This is a genomic window from Herbidospora daliensis (assembly GCF_001570585.1).
Lineage (GTDB): Bacteria > Actinomycetota > Actinomycetes > Streptosporangiales > Streptosporangiaceae > Herbidospora > Herbidospora daliensis.
The window spans coordinates 651,617-671,826 of sequence record NZ_BBXF01000001.1 but is presented as its reverse complement, the minus strand read 5'-3'; the positions used below and the strand labels follow the sequence as shown (position 1 = coordinate 671,826).

General features: G+C 74.9%; 7 protein-coding genes. 3 read left to right on the top strand and 4 right to left on the bottom strand.

The genetic code is table 11. The annotated features are described in order from the left end of the window. Positions 1 to 112: 112 nt before the first annotated feature. Positions 113 to 1,465 carry a DNRLRE domain-containing protein gene (locus AW274_RS02475; RefSeq protein ID WP_198168986.1) on the top strand — a complete coding sequence of 451 codons (1,353 nt, stop codon included), beginning with the start codon at positions 113 to 115 and terminating at the stop codon, positions 1,463 to 1,465. Positions 1,466 to 1,541: 76 nt separating this feature from the next. Next, positions 1,542 to 2,819 carry a DNRLRE domain-containing protein gene (locus tag AW274_RS02470; protein ID WP_062428897.1) on the top strand — a complete coding sequence of 426 codons (1,278 nt, stop codon included), beginning with the start codon at positions 1,542 to 1,544 and terminating at the stop codon, positions 2,817 to 2,819. Here AW274_RS02470 and AW274_RS38565 read toward each other — a convergent pair. Then, positions 2,814 to 3,248: an alpha-hydroxy-acid oxidizing protein gene (locus tag AW274_RS38565; RefSeq protein WP_232319947.1), complete on the bottom strand. Its 435-nt coding sequence runs from the start codon at positions 3,246 to 3,248 to the stop codon at positions 2,814 to 2,816. The two genes, AW274_RS02470 and AW274_RS38565, sit on opposite strands and share 6 nt — an antisense overlap. A 282-nt stretch (positions 3,249 to 3,530) precedes the next feature. Further along, positions 3,531 to 4,439, bottom strand: coding sequence for a 2-dehydropantoate 2-reductase (locus AW274_RS02455; RefSeq protein ID WP_062428890.1), 909 nt, complete (start codon positions 4,437 to 4,439; stop codon positions 3,531 to 3,533). A 196-nt stretch (positions 4,440 to 4,635) separates the two neighbouring features. On the opposite strand from AW274_RS02455, the gene AW274_RS02450 reads away from it, so the two are divergent. Beyond that, a complete protein-coding gene (locus tag AW274_RS02450) occupies positions 4,636 to 5,820 on the top strand; it encodes a cytochrome P450 (protein ID WP_062428888.1) in 1,185 nt (394 codons plus the stop codon). On the opposite strand, the gene AW274_RS02445 is transcribed toward AW274_RS02450, so the two are convergent. Continuing rightward, positions 5,810 to 8,869 (bottom strand): type I polyketide synthase, encoded by a 3,060-nt coding sequence (locus AW274_RS02445; RefSeq protein ID WP_062428886.1) that lies wholly within the window; start codon positions 8,867 to 8,869, stop codon positions 5,810 to 5,812. The two genes, AW274_RS02450 and AW274_RS02445, sit on opposite strands and share 11 nt — an antisense overlap. A gap of 14 nt (positions 8,870 to 8,883) precedes the next feature. Further along, entirely contained in the window at positions 8,884 to 20,208 is an 11,325-nt protein-coding gene (locus tag AW274_RS02440; RefSeq protein WP_062428883.1) for a type I polyketide synthase, read from the bottom strand. Positions 20,209 to 20,210: the final 2 nt, after the last annotated feature.

Genomic DNA, 20,210 nt, shown 5'->3' with positions numbered 1-20,210 from the left:
TCGGTCCTTCCTGATTTCATCTTCGAAATGTCAATATTTCGATTATTCGGGGATTTTGTTAATGTCCTTGCGCGATGCCAAAGATCATCTCCGCATCCCAAGGAGCCCGATGATGTCTGCACCATCCCTCCTGCGGAGGAGGGCACTCTCCCTGCTCGTCGCCGCCCTGGCGGTGGCCGGACCGGCCGTCGCGCCGGCCCCGGCGGCGGCCGAAACGCCCCCGGCCCTCGTCGTCGTGAAGACCCTCGGGGTGGTCGACGACGTCCACGTGTTCACCGGGAACAACCACGCCTCGCCCGCCCGGCCCGACGCGCAGTACCTCCTCGTCGGCGGGTCGGCGGCCGCCGACTACCGGGGCTACCTGCGGTTCGACCTGTCCTCGCTGCCGCAGGGCGTGATCCTTTCGGCCGCGTTGCGGATCCCGGTCGTCAAGACGCCGACCTGCCGGCCGGCCGCCAGGGAGGGGATCGAGGTGCGCCGGGTCGCCGAACCCTGGGCCGCCGACTACCTGCACTGGGGCAACACGCCCGCCTCGGTGCCGGAGAACGCGGTCACCGCCCTCGCCGACCTCCCCTGCGGGACCGCCGCCGGGCAGACGGAGTGGCCGGTCACGGGCATCGTCCACGACTGGGCGGCCGGGGCGGAGAACCACGGCTTCGTGCTCCAGTCTCCGAACGAGTCGACCGACGACGGCGTCTGGTACCTCGGGGCCTCCGAGAACAGTCCCGCCCCGGTCCTGTCGGTCACCATGGAGGTGCCCTCCACGCCGTCCACGGGGCAGGTGTACGTCACCGGCAGCCACCAGGACGGCGACCACCTGTGGCTCGCCTCGACCACGCCCCGCATCTACACGCAGGTGCGCGATCCGGCCGGGGGCCGGCTGACCGCCGAGTTCCAGATCGACCACGACCCCGCCGTGCCCGAACAGGGCACCGGGCTGATCTGGAGCGCCACCTCGAACCAGACCTCCAACGGCGGCAAGCCGATAGCGGACGTCCCCGAAGGGCTGCTCCAGGACGGCTGGCGCATCCGCTTCCGGGTCCGCGCCCACAACGTGACGGCGGGCACCACCTCCGACTGGTCGCCGTGGCAGCCGGCCACCCTGTCCAGCGTCGTGCCCGAGATCACCGGGGCCGAGATGACCCCGGCCCAGGAGTCGGGCGGCGTGACGGTGACCACGACCCTCACCCCCACCTTCCGGGCCACCGCGAGCCACCCGTTCGTCGACCCGCTGAACGTGGCCTTCGAGATCGAGCACGATCCGGCCGTACCGGACCAGGGCGCCGGCTACCACTGGTCGGGCTCCCCGCTCGACGACTCCCCCTCGGGGACGCAGACGGAGCTCACCGTGCCCGAGGGCGTGCTGCACGACGGCTGGCGGCTGCGCTGGCGGGTCCGCGCGAACGGCGGCCCGTTCGCGGCGCAGTCGGAGTGGCGCTACTTCACCGTCGACCTGAACCAGTGATCTCCGGCGGCCGTCGGCGGGTGCCCTGCGGGGGCGCACCCGACCGACGGCCGCTCCGCGTCCCGAGGAGCGCCCGATGATGTGTCGCACGTCCCTCCTACTCGCCCTCACCCTGGTGGCGACCGGCCTCACCGCCGTCCCGGCCGCTTACGCCGACGTCACGGCCGACGCCGCCCTGCTCGCCGACGTCGGCGTGGCGTCGAGTAACGGGCCGGGGTCCCCGGCGCCGCCCGACGCCGCGCGCCACTACGTGGGCGACTTCCCCGACGGGTCCGAAGGCCGGGCCTATCTGAGGTTCGTCCTGCCGTCCGTGGAGGGCCGCGTCACCTCGGCGACGTTGCGGCTGGCCGTCGACGCCGCGACGGCGTGCCACCCCGGCGCCCACGAGGGCGTCCGGGTCAGCCGGGTGACGACCCCGTGGAACCCCGACGACCTGCACTGGGCCAGCACGCCCGCCACGACCCCCGAGGGCGCGGCGATCGCCGGTCACGACTGCGAGAGCGCGCCCGCCTTCGTCGAATGGCCGGTCACCGACATCGTGCGGGCGTGGGGCGCCGGGGCGCAGAACTACGGTCTGGCCGTCGAGGGCGACGACGAGAACGTCGACGAGGGCTACTGGGTCTTCGCGGCGTCGGAGAGCGCCGACCTCGCGCCGCCGGTCCTGACGCTCACCGTCGACACCGGCCTGGTGGTCGTGACGCGGACCGTGCCGATCGCGCCGGTCCACGTGTGGAACGGCGTCACCACGGTCGCCTCGCTGACGCCGCTGCTGACCGGAGGCGGCGTACAGGCGGAGTTCGAGATCGAGCACGACCCGGCGGTGCCCGGCCAGGGCACGGGCCTCATCTGGACGGCCGTCTCCGACGTGGCGGACCCGGGCGAATCGGCGACGGCACGGGTGCCCGAGGGGCTGCTCCAGCAGGGCTGGCAGATCCGCTGGCGGGGCCGCGACCACGTCCCGGCGAACGGGTACGTCGGCGCCTGGACCGGGTGGCGGTACGGCGAGGTGCACGAGGCGCCTCCCCGGGTTTCTGGTCCGGTCGTCCGGCCGTCGGTGCAGAAGGGCGAGGTGGCGGTGACGTCGAGCCTCACCCCGACGTTGCGGGTCTTCGTCTCCCACCCCTACGGCTTCACCATGCGCGCCCGCTTCGAGGTCGAGCACGACCCCGACGTGCCGGAGCAGGGCGCCGGGCAGATCTGGGCCGGTCTCGGCCCGGCGGCGGTCACCCTGCCCGAAGGGTTGCTGGCCGACGGCTGGCACATCCGCTGGCGGGTGCGCGCGGAGGCGGTGGAGGCTCCGCTCGTCTCGGAGTGGACGCCGTGGCGGAAGGTCACCGTCGCGGTGGGGTCATGACCCGGCCGGGACCGGGCGGAGGCTCTGCGGGGTCAGGTCGGCGACGGACGGGTAGCCGTCGACGGCCATGATCAGGTCGGCCTCGGCGAGGATCGTCCGGAGCACGTGGACGATCCCGCCGGCGCCGCCGAGCGCCAGGCCGTAGGCGTAGGGGCGGCCGACGCCCACGGCGGTCGCGCCCAGCGCCAGGGCCTTGACCACGTCGGCGCCCGACCGCACGCCCGAGTCGAACAGCACCGGCAGGCCGTCCGCCGCCTCGACCACCTCGGGCAGGACGTCGAGGGCGGGCAGGCCGCCCTGGTTGGAGCAGTAGATGCCAACGACTCCGGCGTCCTTGGCGCGGCGGGCGTCGTCGGGGTGGCAGACGCACATGGGGTCGGCGGAGCCGCCCGTGCGGTGGCGAGGTCGCCGTGGCCGTCTTGGGCGCACAGGCCGATCACCCCGATCGGGGCCAGGAAGAGCGGGGTGGGGAGCCGCATTCCGTACAGCTCGATGGACAGGTCGCGCCGGGCGGCGCCGGCCGGAAGGCCGCGACGTTGGCGCGCTGGGTGTGCTCGTCGCCCGCGCCGCCCGCGACGTAGGACCAGATCGACGGGGGCAGCGCCGCCTCGGCCCCGGCCTCCAGGCCGGCGAAGGTCATCGGCAACGCGGGGACCAGCCCGCGCAGGCCGGCCGCGTAGATTTTGTTTTGGTAGTCGCCGAACTGGGCGGTCACGCCCGCCGGCCCATGTAGACGCGGAGGTTGAGGGTGGCCAGGCCGAGCAGCGGGACCGGCGTGCCCAGTTCCCGGGCGCGCCGCACCAGGTCGCCGAAGATCTCCTCGACCTCGACGGGCCGGTCGCGGATCAGGTCGCGGTAGGCCGACGACGTCAGCGACGAGTGGGTCGCGGTCACCGTCTGGCGGGTGGCGTCGAGCGCGTCGGCCGGCACCGGATGACCGGCGGCCTCGGCGACGGCGGCGCACTCGGCCACGACCGCGCGGGCGAACTCCACCCCTCCGGGCGTGGACGCGACCTCCCCCACCGTGCCGCGCATCAGGCACGTCACCGCGCCGGTCGCGGCGATGAACACCCATTTGGCCCACATCTCGCCGACGATGTCGGCCGCCTGCCGGGTCTCGAACCCGGCGCCGCCGAGCACGCCGACCAGCTCGTCGGGCGCGGGCCCGGCGCGGGAGCCGTAGGTGAGGCTCTGCATGTCGGCGAGCCGGAGGATGTCGCCCCCGGCGTCGAGGGTGGTGCTCACCACCACGACCCCGCCGAGCACCCTGCGCTCGCCGAACCGCCCGGCGAGGTCGTCGACGTGCCGCATGCCGTTGAGCACCGGCAGGATGAGCGTGCCGGGCCCGACCGCCGGGGCGAAGTCGTCCATGGCCGACCGCAGCGCGGCCGCCTTGACCGAGACGAGGACCAGGTCGTAGGTCGAGGTGATCTCGTTCGCCAGGATCGTGTGCGGCTGAAGCGTCGTCTCCTCGCCCAGGCCGACGATCCGCAACCGGCGCGTGCTGATGAGCCGGGCCCGTTTGGGGCGGACCAGGAAGGTGACGTCTCGGCCCGCCTGAACGAGGCGGCCGCCGAAGTATCCGCCGACCGCTCCTGCCCCCACGACCAGGATCTTCATCCCAAAAACGTAGACAGAATACGTTTTCGTCCACAATCCACGAATGGTCAAAACCTCGGCGGGTACGCCGCCACCGCGAGATCGTCTCGGTCTCCACCCCTCCATCACGGGCCTGAAGCGCGGCTGAATTCAGCATCGCTTCAGCGCGACCCCTCATGCTCCAGCGCACCACCCATCGAGACTGTGCGAGGGACGGATGAGCGAGATCCCCGACTTCCCCATGAACCGAGGTTGCCCCTACCACCCGCCCGCCGGATACGAGCGGCTGCGGGAGTCCGGCGTCGCCACGCGCGTGCGCCTGTACGACGGCCGGGTCGCCTGGGTGATCACCGGGCACCCCGAGACGCGGGCGCTCCTGCTCGACCCCCGGTTGTCGTCCGACCGGTCGCGGGCCGACTTCCCGGTGCTGGTGCCCCGGATGGCCGCCTCCCGGCTGGTCGCCCTTGTTGGCATGGACCCGCCCGAGCACGACGTGCAGCGGCGCATGCTCGCGCCGAGCTTCACCGTCAACGGGCTCAAGAAGCTGCGGCCGGTGATCCTGCGCATCGTCACCGAGCGCATCGACGCGCTGCTCGCGAAGGGGCCCGGCGCCGACCTGGTGCCCGAGTTCACGCTCGCCGTGCCGTCGACCGTGATCTGCGAACTGCTCGGGGTGCCGTACGCCGACCACGACTTCTTCGAGGCGCAGACCAGGAAGATGCTGATGGCGACCAGCACCGCCCAGGACGCCGCCGACGCGGCCGTGGCGCTGACCGCCTACTTCGACGAGCTGATCGGACGCAAGCTCGCCGAGCCCGGCGAGGGCGTGGTCGACACGCTGCTCAGGGAGCAGCTGGCGACCGGGCGGCTGACCCGGGCCGAGGTCGCGTCGATCTCGATGTTCCTGCTGGTCGCCGGGCACGAGACGACGGCCAGCATGATGGCGCTGAGCATCCTGACCCTGCTGGAGCACCCCGAACAGCTCGCCGTGCTGCGTGAGCACCCCGACCGGGCCAAGGACCACGTCGAGGAACTGCTGCGCTTCCTGTCGGTCGCCGACGAGCTCCAGCGGGTCGCCGCCGCCGACATCGAGGTCGGCGGGGTGACGATCCGCGCGGGCGACGGCGTCTACCTGCCCAACGCCGCCGCCAACCGCGACGGGCGCGTCTACGCCGACCCCGACACGCTCGACCTCGGCCGCGACGCGCGCGGGCACCTGGCCTTCGGGCACGGCGTCCACCAGTGCATCGGGCAGAACCTGGCCCGCGCCGAACTGGAGATCGGGCTGCGCGAGCTGGTCACCCGCCTGCCCGGCCTGCGCCTCGCCGAGCCCGTCGAGGCGCTCGGGGTCAAGCCGGGCGGGTCGGTGCAGGGAATCCACCGGCTGCCGGTCACGTGGTGAGCCGCTCCTCCAGGAAGCCCGCGACGGCGGCGGGGGTCGGGTAGTCGTACAGCAGCACCGGCGGCAGGGTCAGCCCCGTCGCCTCGCACAACCGGTTGCGCACCTCCAGGGCGCTGAACGACGAGAAGCCGATGTGCAGGAAATTGTCCTCCGGGCCGATCCGGTCGGGCGCGGCGTGGCCGAGCACCTCGGCGGCGTGCGACCGCACCAGGTCGAGCAGCGTCGTCTCGGCCGGTCCCGCCTCCGGGCCGGCGGTCCGGGCCGCCGAGCCCCACCAGTGGTGCTCGTGTTCGAACGGGTAGGTCGGCAGGTCGGCGGGCGGGCCGGGCTCGTGCCAGGCCGACCAGTCGACCGCGCCGCCCGCCGCGTGCAGCCGCGCGACCAGCGCCGCCACCGCCTCCGGCTCGGGCCGGTCCTTCGTCAGGGCCGGGAGCACGAGCGCGTCGTCGGGCAGCGCCCGCGCCGCCATCGGGGTGAGCACGGCGTCGGGGCCGACCTCGACGAACGTGCGCACCCCGGCTTCGCGCAGGGTGGCGACCACGTCGCCGAACCGGACCGTGGACCGCAGGTGGCGCACCCAGTAGTCCGGGTCTTCCAGTTCTCTGTACGTCGCCTCGCGGCCGGTCACCTCCGACACGAGAGGGATGACCGGTTCGCGGAACGTCACCCTGGCGGCCGCCGCGCGGAAGGGCTCAAGGGCCCCGTCCATGTGCGGTGAGTGGAAGGCGTGGCCGACCCGCAGCCTGCTGGTGCGGTGGCCGCGCGCGGTGAAGGTGGCGGCGACCTCGGTGACCGCGTCGGCGTCACCGGAGACGACCACCGCCGTGGGGCCGTTGACGGCGGCCAGGCCGACCCGGCCCGCATAGCCGTGCAGCGCCTCGGAGACCTCGGCCTCCGTGGCCTCGATCGCCGTCATCGCGCCGCCTTCGGGCTGGGCCTGCATCAGCCTCGCCCGCGCCGCGACCAGGGCGCAGGCGTCGTCGAGCGAGAGCACCCCGGCGGCGTGCGCGGCGGCCAGCCCGCCGAGCGAGTGCCCGGCCACCCGCGCGGGCGGCGGGGCGAGCCGCGCCAGCAGCCGGAACAGGGCGACCTCCAGGCCGAACAGGGCGGGCTGGGCGTATTCGGTCCGATCGAGGACGGCCGCGTCGCCGAACAGCAGGTCCTTCAACGGGTGGTCCAGGTGGGGCGTGAAGCCGGCGGCGACCTCGTCCAGCGCCTCGGCGAAGACCGGCCACGTCTCGTAGAGGCCGCGGCCCATGCCGGGGCGCTGGCTGCCCTGGCCGGTGAACAGGTAGGCCGCGCCGGTCCGTTCGGCGGCCGTCGCCCGGACCACGTGCCGCGACGTGCGGCCCGCCGCGAGGTCGGCCAGGGCGCGCAGGCGCTGGTCGCGGTCGCCGGGCAGCACGACCGCCCGGTGCTTCAGCGGGGTGCGGCCCAGCGCCAGGGTGCGGCCGACCCGGGCGTCGTCCAGGTGCGGGTGGGTGGTCAGGCGGTCGAGCAGGCGGGCCGCCTGGGCACGGAGGGCGGTCTCGGTGCGGCCCGACAAGGGCCACGGCGCGGCGGGGGCGCCCGGGTCCACCGCCGGATCATGGCGAGAACCGGTGGCCGCCGTTCCCTTGGCGCCCGGGTCCTCACGGCTGGGGGCTCCGGGTTCGACGCCTTCCGTCGAGGGCGCCTCCTCGATGATGACGTGGGCGTTGGTGCCGCTGATGCCGAACGACGAGACCCCCGCCCGGCGCGGGTGCCCGCCCCGGGGCCACGGCACCGGTTCGGTGAGGAGGCGGACCGCGCCGCTCTCCCAGTCGACGTGCGGGGTCGGCTCGTCCACGTGCAGGGTGCGGGGCAGCGTCTCGTGCCGGAGCGCCTCGATGATCTTGATGACGCCGGCCACCCCGGCGGCGGCCTGGGTGTGGCCGAGGTTCGACTTCACCGACCCCAGCCACAGGGGTTCGTCCCGGTTCCGCCCGTACGTCGCCAGGATCGCCCCCGCCTCGATCGGGTCGCCCAGACGGGTGCCCGTCCCGTGGGCCTCCACGGCGTCGACCTGCTCGGGGGCGAGGCGGGCGTCGGCGAGCGCGGCCCTGATCACCCGCTCCTGCGTCGGGCCGTTGGGCGCGGTCAGGCCGTTCGACGCGCCGTCCTGGTTGACCGCCGAGCCGCGCAGCACGGCCAGCACGGTCCGGCCGTTGCGCCGGGCGTCCGAGAGGCGTTCCAGCACGAGCAGGCCGACGCCCTCGGCGAAGCCGGTGCCGTCGGCGGCGGCGGCGAACGCCTTGCACCGCGCGTCGGGGGCCAGCCCGCGCTGGCGGCTGAACTCGACCAGCAGCACCGGCGTCGCCATCACCGTGACCCCGCCCGCCAGCGCCAGGTCGCACTCGCCGCGCCGCAGCGACTGGGCCGCCAGGTGCAGCGCCACCAGCGACGACGAGCACGCCGTGTCGACGGTCACCGCCGGTCCCTCCAGCCCCAGGTGGTAGGCGATCCGGCCGGTGGCGACGCTGGTCGCGTTGCCGGTCATCAGGTGGCCCTCGAAGCCGTCCGGGACCCGGTCGGGCGGCGGCACGTACGCCTGGGACACGACCCCGGCGAACACGCCCGTCCGGCTGCCGCGCAGCGATCCCGGCGCGATCCCGGCCCGCTCCACGGCCTCCCACGACGTCTCCAGCAGCAGCCGCTGCTGCGGATCGGTGGCGGTCGCCTCGCGCGGGCCCATGCCGAAGAAGGCCGCGTCGAAGCCGGCGGCGTCGTACAGGAAACCGCCTTCCTTCGTGTACGTCGTCCCGGTGTGGTCCGGGTCGGGGTCGTACAGCGCGTCGAGGTCCCACCCCCGGTCGGCGGGGAAGCCGCCGACGGCGTCGATCCCCGCGTCGAGCAGCCGCCACAACGCCTCGGGGCTGTCGGCGCCGCCGGGCAGGCGGCAGGCGGCGGCGACGATCGCGATGGGCTCGTGCGGCCGGTCCTCCAGTTCGCGGATGCGCCGCCGGGCCTGGCGCAGGTCGGCGGTGGTCCGCTTGAGGTACTCGCGCAGCCGGTCCTCGTTGCTGGTCATGTCGTCTCCAGGGGTCACAGCGGGTCGAGTTCCTCGTCGAGCGTGCGGAAGAGCTCCTCGTCGGTGGCCGCCGCGAGGTCGTCGCCGGTCTCCTCGCCGTGGCGGGAGCCCTCCTCCCAGCGCCACAACGCCGCGCGCAGCCGGTCTCTGATCGTGGCGAAATCGGGTCCGTCGACGGTCACCGACGACAGCAGCCGGTCGAGTTCGGCCGCCGTGTCGTCGGGGGCGAGCAGTCCGCGCAGGTGGACGGCCAGCGCGGCCGGGGTCGGGAAGTCGAAGGCCAGCGTGGTCGGCAGCCGCAGCCCGGTCGCCGCCGCCACCCGGTTGCGCAGCTCGACCGAGGTCAGCGAGTCGAAGCCGATCTCCTTGAACGCCTGGTCGGCGGCGACCCCGTCTGCGCCGGAGTGCCCGAGCACCGCCGCCACCTGCTCCCTGACGAGGGTCAGCAGCGCCTGCGCCCGGTCGGGCCCCGGCAGCGCGGCCAGCCGGTCGGCCAGGCCGGCGGGCGAGACCGGCGCGTGCCGGGCGGCCCGGCGTACACGAGCACGCACCAGCCCCCGCAGGACCGGCGGCGCCTCACCCGCCTCGGCCCGCGCCCGCAGCGCGCCCTCGTCGAGCACCGCCGGCACCAGCAGCGGCCGGTCGGCCCGCAGGGCGGCGTCGAACAGCGCCAGCCCCTCCTCCACCGGCATCGGCGCGAGCCCGCCCCGGGCGATGCGGGCCAGGTCGGCCGCGCCCAGGTGCCCGGTCATGCCGCTCGCCTCCCGCCACAGGCCCCACGCGAGCGAGGTCGCGGGCAGCCCGCGCTCGCGGCGGTGCGCGGCGAGGGCGTCCAGGAAGACGTTGGCGGCGGCGTAGTTGGCCTGACCCGCGCCGCCGAGCAGCCCCGACGCCGAGGAGAACAACACGAACGCGTCGAGGTCGCCGGTCAGCTCGTGCAGGTTCCAGGCGGCGTCGACCTTGGGCCGCAGCGCCGCCGCGACCTTCTCCGGCGTCAGCGAGGCGAGCACGCCGTCGTCGAGCACTCCGGCCGTGTGGAAGACGGCCGTGAGCGGCCGGTCACCGGGGACGTCGGCCAGCAGCGCGGCCAGCGCCGCCCGGTCGGCGGCGTCGCAGGCCACGACCCGCACCTCCGCCCCCGCCGCGGCCAGTTCCCCGGCCAGCTCGGCCGCGCCGGGCGCGTCCGGGCCGCGCCGGCTCGTCAGCAGCAGATGCCGCACGCCGTGCGCGGCCACCAGGTGCCGGGCCAGCGCCGCCCCGATCGTGCCGGTCCCGCCGGTGACGAGCACGGTCCCTTCGTGTACGGACGGCAGCGTCAGCACCAGCTTGCCCACGTGGGCCGCCTGGGCGAAGTGCCGGAACGCGGCCGGGGCCTGCCGCACGTCCCAGGTGGTGACCCGCGACGGCCGCAGCGCCCCCTCCGCGAACAGCGCCAGCACTCCGTGGAAGGCGGCCGCGACCTCCTCGACCGGCATGTCGAGCAGTTCGAACGGCAGGTACTCGACGCCGTCGGGGTCGCGGGGGTCGGCGATGCCCATCTCGACGAACCGGCCGCCCGGCGGCAGCAGGCCGAGCGAGGCGTCGAGCAGGTCCCCGGTCAGGGAGTTCAGCACGACGTCGACCTGCCTGAACGCGGCCGCGAACGCGTCGGTGCGGGAGGAGGCGATGCGCTCGGGCGGGATCCCCAGGGCGCGCAGCGCGGGCCACTTGGCCGGGCTGGCGGTGGCGTACACCTCCGCGCCCAGGTGCCGCGCCAGCTGCACCGCCGCCAGCCCCACCCCGCCGGCGGCGGCGTGGACCAGCACCCGTTCTCCCGCCTGGACGCGGGCCAGCGTGACGAGGGCGTGGTAGGCGGTGGTGAATACGGCCGGCACGCTCGCGGCCTCGGCGAACGACCAGCCGCCGGGGATCGGGGCGAGCAGCCGGTGGTCGGCGACGGCGACCGGCCCCACCGCGCCCGGCACCAGGCCGAAGACCCGGTCCCCGACGCTCAGCCCCGAGACCGCCGCGCCGACCTCGGCCACGACGCCCGCCGTTTCGGCGCCCAGGGGGGTGGGCGAGGGGACCATGCCGAGCGCGGTCAGGACGTCGCGGAAGTTCAGCCCCGCCGCGCGGACGTGCAGCCTGACCTGGTGGGGAGCCAGGGGAGCCTCGGCCTCGGGGAAGGGGGCGGCGCGCAGGTCGTCGGGGGAGCCGCCCGGGGTGGTCAGCCGCCACGTGCCTGCCGGTGGGTCGACGGCGGGGTGACGGGGGGTCCGGGCCAGCCGGGGGACCAGGGCGCGGCCGTCGCGGAGGGCCAGCTGGGGCTCGCCGCTCGCCAGGGCCGCCGGGAGGGCGTCGGCCGAGGCGTCGTCGAGGTCGACGACGACGACGCGGCCCGGGTTCTCGGTGGCGGCCGACCGCGCAACTCCCCACAGGGGGGCCGAGGCGAGGTCGAGGCGGTCGCCCGGTGACACGGCGACGGCGTTCCTGGTCAGGATCGCCAGACGGGAGGCGGGGCCGTGGTTCTCGGCCAGCCAGGCGGTCAGCCGGTCGATCAGTGATCGTACGTTGGCGGCCACGGCTTGCGGGACGTCCCCGTCGGCGGCGGAGGCGGGCCACTCGATCACGGTCACGTCGGCGGGAAGGCGCGCGGCCGGATCCTCCCCCGGGATCGCGGGGAGGTCGGTCCAGGTCAGGTCGTACAGGGAACTGGGTTCGGCGGTCTGCGTCGCAGGGGCGGCGCGGAGGGTCAGGGACTCGACCCGGGCGACCGGGGCGCCGGTCGGGTCGGTGAGGGTGACGGCGACCGTGTCGTCGCCGGCGGGGGTCAGGGTGGCGCGCAGGGCGGTGGCGCCGGTGGCGAACAGGTCGACGCCCGACCAGGTGAACGGGAGCCGGACCCCTTCGCCGAGGAAACCGCCGAGCGCCATGGCGTGCAGGGCCGCGTCGAAGAGGGCGGGGTGGAGGGCGAACCGGGCGGCGTCGTCCTCGTGGCCCTCCGGCAGGCGGACCTCCGCGTGCACGGTGTCGCCCTCGCGCCAGGCGGCGGTGAGGTTGCGGAAGGCGGGGCCGTACTCGTAGCCGAGGTCGGCCAGCCGGTCGTAGAGGTCGCCGACCGGGAGGGGGACGGCGTCCGGCGGGGGCCAGGCCGTCGCCGCGGGGGGTTCGCCGGGCGGGGTCAGGGTGCCGGCGGCGTGGCGGGTCCACTCCAGGTCGCCCGCGCGGCGGGAGTGCACGGTCACCCGGCGGTGGCCCGACTCGTCGGGGGCGCTCACCTCCGCCTGGAGCCGGACGGTTCCCCGGTCGGGCAGGTGGAGGGGGGCCTCCAGGGTGAGTTCGTCGAGGCGGGACGCGGCGCCCGACAGGTGCCCGGCCTGGAGGGCGAGTTCGAGCAGGGCCGTCGCCGGAAGCAGGGCCGTGCCGCGCACGGCGTGGTCGGCGAGCCAGCCGTGCGCGTCGCGGGAGACGCTGCCGGTCGCGACCAGCGCCCCCGTCTCGGCGAGCACGGTCACCGCGGTCAGGAACGGGTGCTCGGCCGCGTCGACGCCGCCCACCGGCGGGCCGGTCAGCCAGTAGCGCTCGCGCTGGAAGGCATACGTGGGCAGGTCGGTGACGCCCTGCTCCGGCAGCCGCCAGTCGACCGGGTGGCCGTCGGCGTGGAGGGCGGCCAGGTTCAGCCGGAACTGGCGCAGGGTGCCCTTGTGCCGGCGCAGGGTGCCGGTGACCAGCAGCGACGGGTGTTCGAGGGTGTCCTGGACGGCCGTCGTCAGCACCGGGTGGGGGCTCGCTTCGACGAACGTGGTGTGGCCGTCGTCCAGGAGCTTCGTGAGGGTCTGGTGGAAGCGGACCGGGTTGGCGAGGTTGTCGAACCAGTACTCGGGGGTGAGGGCGGGGAGGTCCGCGGTGACGGTGGAGTAGAGGGGGACGGCCGGGGGTTGCGGCCGGATGCCGTCGAGCAGGGCGAGGAGTTCGTCGCGGAGGCGGTGGACGTGGGGGCTGTGGGAGGCGTAGTCGACGGGGATCCTGCGGGCGTTCTCGAGAGTGCCGAGCAGGTGGTCGAGCTGGGCGGGGTCGCCGGCGATGACCGTGGCGTTGGGGCTGTTGTGGGCGGCGATGTGCAGGTCGTCGTATCGGGTGAGGCGGGCGGCCACGTCGGCGGCGCTTCGTGAGACGGAGGCCATCCCGCCCGTTCCGGCGAGGGCGAGTAGGGCCTTCGAGCGGAGGGTGACGATTTTCGCGGCGTCGTCGAGGGTGAGCGCGCCCGCGATGTGGGCGGCGGCGATCTCGCCCTGGGAGTGGCCGATGACGGCGTCCGGGTGGACGCCGTGGTGTTCCCACAGGCGGGCCAGGCTGGTCATGACGGCGAACAGGGCCGGTTGGATGATGTCGACCCGGTCGACGGGCGGGCCGTCGAGGACGTCGATCAGGTTCCAGCCCGCGTGTCTCTCGATCGCCTCGGCGGCGGCCCGGAGGTGGTCGGCGAAGACGGGGGAGGTGGCGAGGAGGTCTCTGGCCATGCCGTCCCACTGGGACCCCTGACCGGGGAACACGAAGACCGTCTTGCCCAGCGGGCTGACCTGCCCTCGAACCAGCTGCGGGTCGGGGCGGTCGTCCGCGAGGGCGTCGAGCGCCGCGAGCAGCGTCTCGCGGTCTCCCGCGACGACGGCGGCCCGGTGGGCGAGCGCGGCGCGGCCGGTGGCGAGGGTGCGGGACAGGTCTGAGGGCAGCAGGGCCGGGCGGGCGGACAGGTGGTCGCGCAACCGCCGGGCCTGCGCCCGCAACGCCTGACCGTTGTGCGCCGAAAGCAGCACCGGCGCGTCGGCGGCGGCCTCGGAAGCTTCGCTCCGGGAAGGCGAGGCGGGTTCGGAGCGCGGCGCGGCGGCGTCGGGGGCCTCCTCGATGATGACGTGGGCGTTGGTGCCGCTCATGCCGAAGCCCGAGACGCCCGCGCGCCGGACCCGCCCGGCCTCCCGAGCCCACGGGCGGGCCTCCGCGAGAAGGCGCACGTCGCCCGCGGCCCAGTCGACGTGCGGGGTCGGCTCGTCCACGTGCAGGGTTCGGGGCAGCACTTCGTTCCGGAGGGCCTCGACCATTTTGATCACCCCGCCGACCCCGGCCGCCGCCTGGGTGTGGCCGATGTTCGACTTCAGCGAGCCCAGCCAGGCCGGTTCGTCGCGGTCCTGACCATAGGTCGCGAGCAGGGCCTGCGCCTCGATGGGGTCGCCGAGGCGGGTGCCCGTGCCGTGCGCCTCGATGGCGTCCACGTCGGAGGCGGACAGGCCCGCGTCGGTGAGGGCCGCGCGGATGACCGCCTGCTGCGACGGGCCGTTGGGCGCGGTCAGGCCGTTCGAGGCGCCGTCCTGGTTGATCGCGGTGCCCCGGATCACGGCCAGGACCGGGTGGCCGTTGCGGACGGCGTCCGACAGGCGCTCGATCAGCAGCAGGCCCACGCCCTCGCCGAAGGCGGTGCCGTCGGCGGCGGCGGCGAACGCCTTGCAGCGCGCGTCGGGGGCCAGGCCGCGCTGGCGGCTGAAGCCGATGAAGATGTCCGGGTGGGAGAGCACGGTGGCGCCGCCCGCCAGCGCCAGGTCGCACTCCCCGCCCCGCAGCGCGCGGACCGCCAGGTGCAGCGCGACCAGCGACGCCGAGCAGGCGGTGTCCACGGTGACGGCCGGGCCGCGCAGGCCGAGGGTGTACGCGATGCGTCCCGACGCGATGCTGCCCGCGCTGCCGATGCCGAGATAGCCCTCCATGTCCGGCGGGAGCCGTACCCGCGAGCCGTAGTCGGTGTAGACCACGCCCGCGTAGACGCCCGTCGCCGAACCGTGCAGCGACGTCGGGTCGATGCCGGCCCGTTCGAACGCCTCCCAGGCGGTCTCCAGCAGCAGCCGCTGCTGCGGGTCCATGCTGACCGCCTCGCGCGGGCTGATGCCGAAGAACGCCGGGTCGAAGCCCGCCGCGTCGTGCAGGAAACCGCCCTCGCGGGCGTATGAGGTGCCCGCGTGGGCGGGGTCGGGGTCGAACAGGCGCTCCAGGTCCCAGCCCCGGTCGGCGGGGAACGGCGAGATGACGTCGCGTTCGCCGGACACCACCGACCACAGGTCCTCCGGGGTGCGCACGTCACCCGGATAGCGGCAGGCCATCGCCACGATCGCGATCGGCTCGTCGGCCCGGCGCGGGGCGGCGGCGACCGGCGTGGCGGAGGCGCCCAGCAGTTCGGCGCGCAGGAAGGCGGCCAGGGCGCGCGGCGACGGGTGGTCGAAGATCAGCGTCGTGGGCAGCTTGAGGCCGGTGGCCGTGGCGAGCCGGTTGCGGAACTCGACCGCCGTCAGGGAGTCGAAGCCCAGGTCCTTGAACGCGCGGGTGGCGTCGAGGCCGCTCTGCCCGGTGAAGCCGAGAACGGCTGCGGCCTGGTCGGTGATGACGTCCAGGAGCAGTCGTTCCTGGTCGGCGGGCGAGCGCCCGGCCAGCGTCGCGACGACCGGCGCGCCCGCGACCGCCGCGACCTGACCGGCGAAGGGCCGCAGCGGCGGCGGCAGCAGACCGGCGGCGGCCAGCGCCCGGAGCGCGGCGGTCGCCGGGCGGGCCGCCACCAGCGCGGCCCGCGCGGAGCCCAGCGCCAGCCCGAACAGCGGCGCGCTCTGCCCCGCGCCCGAGGGCACCAGCCCGGCCCGCCCGGAACCCGGATCCTCCTCCCTGGGACCCCAGGCGATGGCGACCCCCGGCAGCCCGAGCGTGGCGCGGTGGTGCGCGAGCGCGTCGAGGTAGGCGCCGGTCGCCGCCCGCGCGCCCTGCCCGGTGCCGCCCAGCACCCCGGAGACGTGCGGGGTGAGCAGGGCGAACAGGTCCAGATCCAGGCCGAGGGTCAGTTCGTGCAGGTTCCAGGCCGCGTCGCCGGCGCGGCGCAGCCCGGTGGTGAACTGCTCGGGTGTGTACGACGTGAGCACCGACTCCACGTCGGAATCGGCGACGTGCACGACCCCCGTGAGCGCGTGCTCCGCCGGGAGCAGCGCCAGCGCCTCGGCCAGCGACTCCCGGTCGTCCGCCCCGTCGGCGGCGACCAGGACGTCGGCGCCCAGCGCCCGCAACCTCTCGGCCAGCTTGGGATCGCCCTCCACGAGCAGCAGCCGGTCGCGCCCGAGAACGGTGACGAGGTGCTCGGCCGCCGCTTCGGCGAGGTCGCCGGAACCGGAGACCAGCACGGTCCCCGCCCTCCTCGCCGGCTCCGAAGGGAAGTCGGCCGGCCCTGCGGTGACCAGCCGCGGCACGTGCGCGACCCCCTGCCGCAGCGCGACCTGCGGCTCGTCCAGCGCGAGGGCGGCCGGCAGCACCCGCAGCGATGACTCGTGGCCGTCGAGGTCGACCAGGACGATCCGGCCCGGATGCTCCGACTGCGCCGCCCTGACCAGCCCCCAGACGGGCGCGGGCGCGAGATCCTGGACGTCGCCCGCCGCGACGGTGACGGCGTGCCGCGTGACGACGACGAGCCGGGCGGGCGAGTCGCCGGCCAGCCAGTCGAGCAGCTCGGGCAGGAGGGTGCTGGCCGAGGTGACCGGGAGGAGCACGAACTCCGGGTCTCCGTCACCCGGTTCGGGCAGACCGGGGATGCCCGGATCGGCCGCCGTCCAGGAGACGGCCGTATCTGTCGGCAACGGGGTCTCGGGCCAGGTGAGGGTGAGGAACCGGTCGGGCCGGGCGCCGGCGGGCCGCAACCCGTCGAGCCGCCGCAACCGGACCGACTCGACCGACGCGACCGGAAGCCCGTCGGGAGTGGTGATCGCGAGGGCGAAGTCGTGTTCCCCGATGCGGGTGGCGTGGATTCTCAGCTCGGCGGCTCCGGGCGTGTGGAGGACCACCCCCCGCCACTCCGCCGGCACGGCCGCCGGACCCGCACCGGCGAGCAACGGCTGAAGCGCGGCGGTGAGCAGGGCAGGGTGCAGGGCATGCCGCCCGGCGTCGAGAGCGGCCGGGCCGGTCACCTCGGCGAAGACCTCACCGTCGCGCCGCCACAACCGGCTCAGCCCATGGAAGGCATCGCCGTGGTCATGCCCGGCGGCGGCCAGGGCCGCGTGGACCTCGCTCACATCGACCTCGACAGCACCCGACGGCGGCCAGACCGAAGCCGTCGCGCCCGGCACGACCGAGGCCGTCGCGGTCGGCCGGTTGGAGTCAGGGGCCGAGGGCGGGATCTGGCCGGGTGGCGGGACAAGCACGGGTGCTGGGACGCGGCCAGGTGATGGGACTGATCCGGTCGGAGTGGCCGGTGCAGGCGACGAGGTCAGCGGGGCCAGGGTGCCTGTGGCGTGGCTGGTCCATTGGACCTCTTCCGCGTCGCCGGGGCGGGCGTACAGGGTGAAGGGGCGCTGGCCCTGTTCGGTCGGCGGGCCGACGGTGAGCTGGAGGTCGACGGCGCCCTCGGTGGGGAGGGCCAGGGGTGGGCCCGTGACCAGCTCCGCGACCGCGAGGCCGCCTAATGCGTGCCCGGCCTGGAGGGCGAGGTCGAGGTAGGCGGCCGGAGGCAGCACCGGCGTGCCGTGGATCGTGTGTTCGGTCAGCCACGGGTGGATGCGGGGGGCGGCGCGGCCGGTGAGCAGGAGGGTGTCGGTCGCGAGGGTGGTCGAGGCGGGCAGCAGCGGGTGGCGGGTGGCGCGCAGGCCGAGGCTCTCGGGGTCGCCGGGGGCGGCGGCGTCCTCCAGCCAGTAGCGCTCACGCTGGAAGGGGTAGGTCGGCAGGTCGGTGGCGTCCTGTTCCGGCAGGTGCCAGGCCACGTCGTGGCCGCCGGTCTTCAGGGCGGCCAGGTTCAGGTGGAACTGGTGGAGGGTGCCCTTGTCGCGGCGCAGGGTGCCGGTCACCAGGAGGGCGGGGTCGTCGACGGTGTCCTGGACGGGCGTCGTGAGGACGGGATGGGGGCTCGCCTCGACGAACGTGGTGTAGCCGTCGCCGGCGAGCTTTTCGAGGGTCTCGTGGAAGCGGACCGGGCGGGCCAGGTTGTCGAACCAGTACTCGGGGGTGAGGTCGGCGATCTCGGTCGTGACGGTCGAGTAGAGCGGGACGGCGGCCGGTCGCGTCGCGATTCCGCCGAGGAGGGTCAGGAGTTCGTCGCGGAGGCGGTGGACGTGGGGGCTGTGGGAGGCGTAGTCGACCGGGATCCTGCGGGCGTCGAGGGTGGTCAGAAGATCGTCGAGCTGCGCGGCGTCACCCGCGATGACGGTCGCGCGAGGGCTGTTGCGGGCGGCGACGTGCAGGTCGTCGTAGGGCGCGAGGTGGGCGGCCAGCGCGGCGGCGCTCAGGGACACGGAGGCCATCCCGCCCGTTCCGGCCAGCGCCAGCAACGCCTTCGACCGGAGGGTGACGATTTTCGCGGCGTCGTCGAGGGTGAGCGCGCCCGCGATGTGGGCGGCGGCGATCTCGCCCTGGGAGTGGCCGATGACCGCGTCAGGGCGGACGCCGTGGTGTTCCCACAGGCGGGCCAGGCTGGTCATGACGGCGAACAGGGCCGGTTGGATGACGTCCACCCGATCGATGGAAGGGCCGTTCAGCACGTCGATCAGGTTCCAGCCCGCATGGGCCTCGATCGCCTCGGCGGCGGCCCGCAGGTGCTCGGCGAACACAGGGGAGGTGGCGAGGAGGTCTCTGGCCATGCCGTCCCACTGGGACCCCTGACCGGGGAAGACGAAGACCACCTTCCCGCGCGGAGCCGCCACGTCCCTGACGAGATCGGGGTGCGGCCGGTCGGCGGCCAGCGCGTCGAGGGTGGCGAGCAGCCCGGCCCGGTCGGCCGCGACGGCCACCGCCCGGTGCGGGAGCCCGGCCCGTCCGGTGGCGAGGGTGTGCGCGAGGTGCACGGGCTCCAGCTCGGGCCGGGCGGCGAGGTGGTCGCGCAACTGCCGGGCCTGCGCCCCCAGCGCCTCGGGGTTGTGGGCCGACAGCAGGACCGGCACGGGGCCGGGCGCGCCGGCCGGGTCCCGAGGTGCCGCCGGGCTCTCCTCCAGGACGACGTGGGCGTTGGTGCCGCTGATCCCGAACGACGACACCGCCGCACGTCGGGGACGGTCGTCGGGCCGCCCCCAGGGACGGGCCTCGGTCAGCAGGTTCACCGCGCCGGTCGTCCAGTCGACGTGCGGGCTGGGTTCGTCCACGTGCAGGGTCTTCGGCAGCACGCCGTGCCGCATCGCATGGACCATCTTGATGATGCCGCCGACCCCGGCCGCCGCCTGCGTGTGGCCGATGTTCGACTTCAGCGAGCCCAGCCAGGCCGGTTCGTCCCGGTCCTGACCGTAGGTCGCGAGCAAGGCCTGCGCCTCGATCGGGTCGCCGAGGCGGGTGCCGGTGCCGTGCGCCTCGACGGCGTCCACGTCCGAGGGCGACAGGCCCGCGTCGGCGAGGGCCGCCCTGATGACCCGCTGCTGCGCGGGTCCGTTCGGGGCGGAGAGCTGGCCGCTGGTGCCGTCCTGGTTGACCGCGGTGCCGCGCACGACCGCCAGGACCGGGTGGCCGTTGCGGACCGCGTCGGACAGGCGCTCGACCAGCAGCAGGCCGACGCCCTCGCCCCAGCCGGTGCCGTCGGCCGCCGCCGCGAAGGCCTTGCAGCGGCCGTCGGGAGACAGCCCGCGCTGGCGGCTGAACTCGACGAACAGGCCCGGCGTGGCGATCACCGTCGCGCCGCCCGCCAGCGCCAGGTCGCACTCGCCGGCCCGCAGCGCGCGGACCGCCAGGTGCAGCGCCACCAGCGACGACGAGCAGGCCGTGTCGATCGTGATGGCCGGGCCGACCAGGCCGAGCACGTAGGACAACCGGCCCGAGGCGACCGAGCCGGCGCTGCCGGTGCCGATGTAGCCTTCCAGCTCCTCGGGCGCCTGCCTGATCCGGCCGCCGTAGTCGGCGTACATGACCCCCGCGAACACGCCCGTCCGGGAGCCGCGCGCCGACTCCGGGTCGATGCCGGCGCGCTCGAACGCCTCCCAGGCGGTCTCCAGCAGCAGCCGCTGCTGCGGGTCCATGCTGACCGCCTCGCGGGGGCTGATGCCGAAGAAGGCCGGGTCGAAGTCGGCGGCGTCGTGCAGGAAACCGCCTTCTTTCGTGTACGTCCTCCCGATGCGCTCCGGGTCGGGGTCGTACAACGCCGGGACGTCCCAGCCCCGGTCGGCGGGGAACGGCGAGATCGCGTCCACGCCCTCGGAGACGAGCCGCCACAGGTCCTCCGGCGAGCGCACCCCGCCCGGGTAGCGGCAGGCCATGCCGACGATCGCGATCGGCTCCTGGCGGGCCGACTCGACCTCCGACAACCGCTGCCGGGTCTGCAGCAGGTCGCCGGTGACCCTCTTGAGGTAGTCGCGGAGCTTGGCCTCGGTGGTCATCG

Coding starts and splice junctions, on each gene's coding strand:
- AW274_RS02440 (WP_062428883.1), bottom strand. CDS start 20,208: ATGACCACCGAGGCCAAGCTCCGCGACTACCTCAAGAGGGTCACCGGC.
- AW274_RS02475 (WP_198168986.1), top strand. CDS start 113: ATGTCTGCACCATCCCTCCTGCGGAGGAGGGCACTCTCCCTGCTCGTC.
- AW274_RS02470 (WP_062428897.1), top strand. CDS start 1,542: ATGATGTGTCGCACGTCCCTCCTACTCGCCCTCACCCTGGTGGCGACC.
- AW274_RS02450 (WP_062428888.1), top strand. CDS start 4,636: ATGAGCGAGATCCCCGACTTCCCCATGAACCGAGGTTGCCCCTACCAC.
- AW274_RS02455 (WP_062428890.1), bottom strand. CDS start 4,439: ATGAAGATCCTGGTCGTGGGGGCAGGAGCGGTCGGCGGATACTTCGGC.
- AW274_RS02445 (WP_062428886.1), bottom strand. CDS start 8,869: ATGACCAGCAACGAGGACCGGCTGCGCGAGTACCTCAAGCGGACCACC.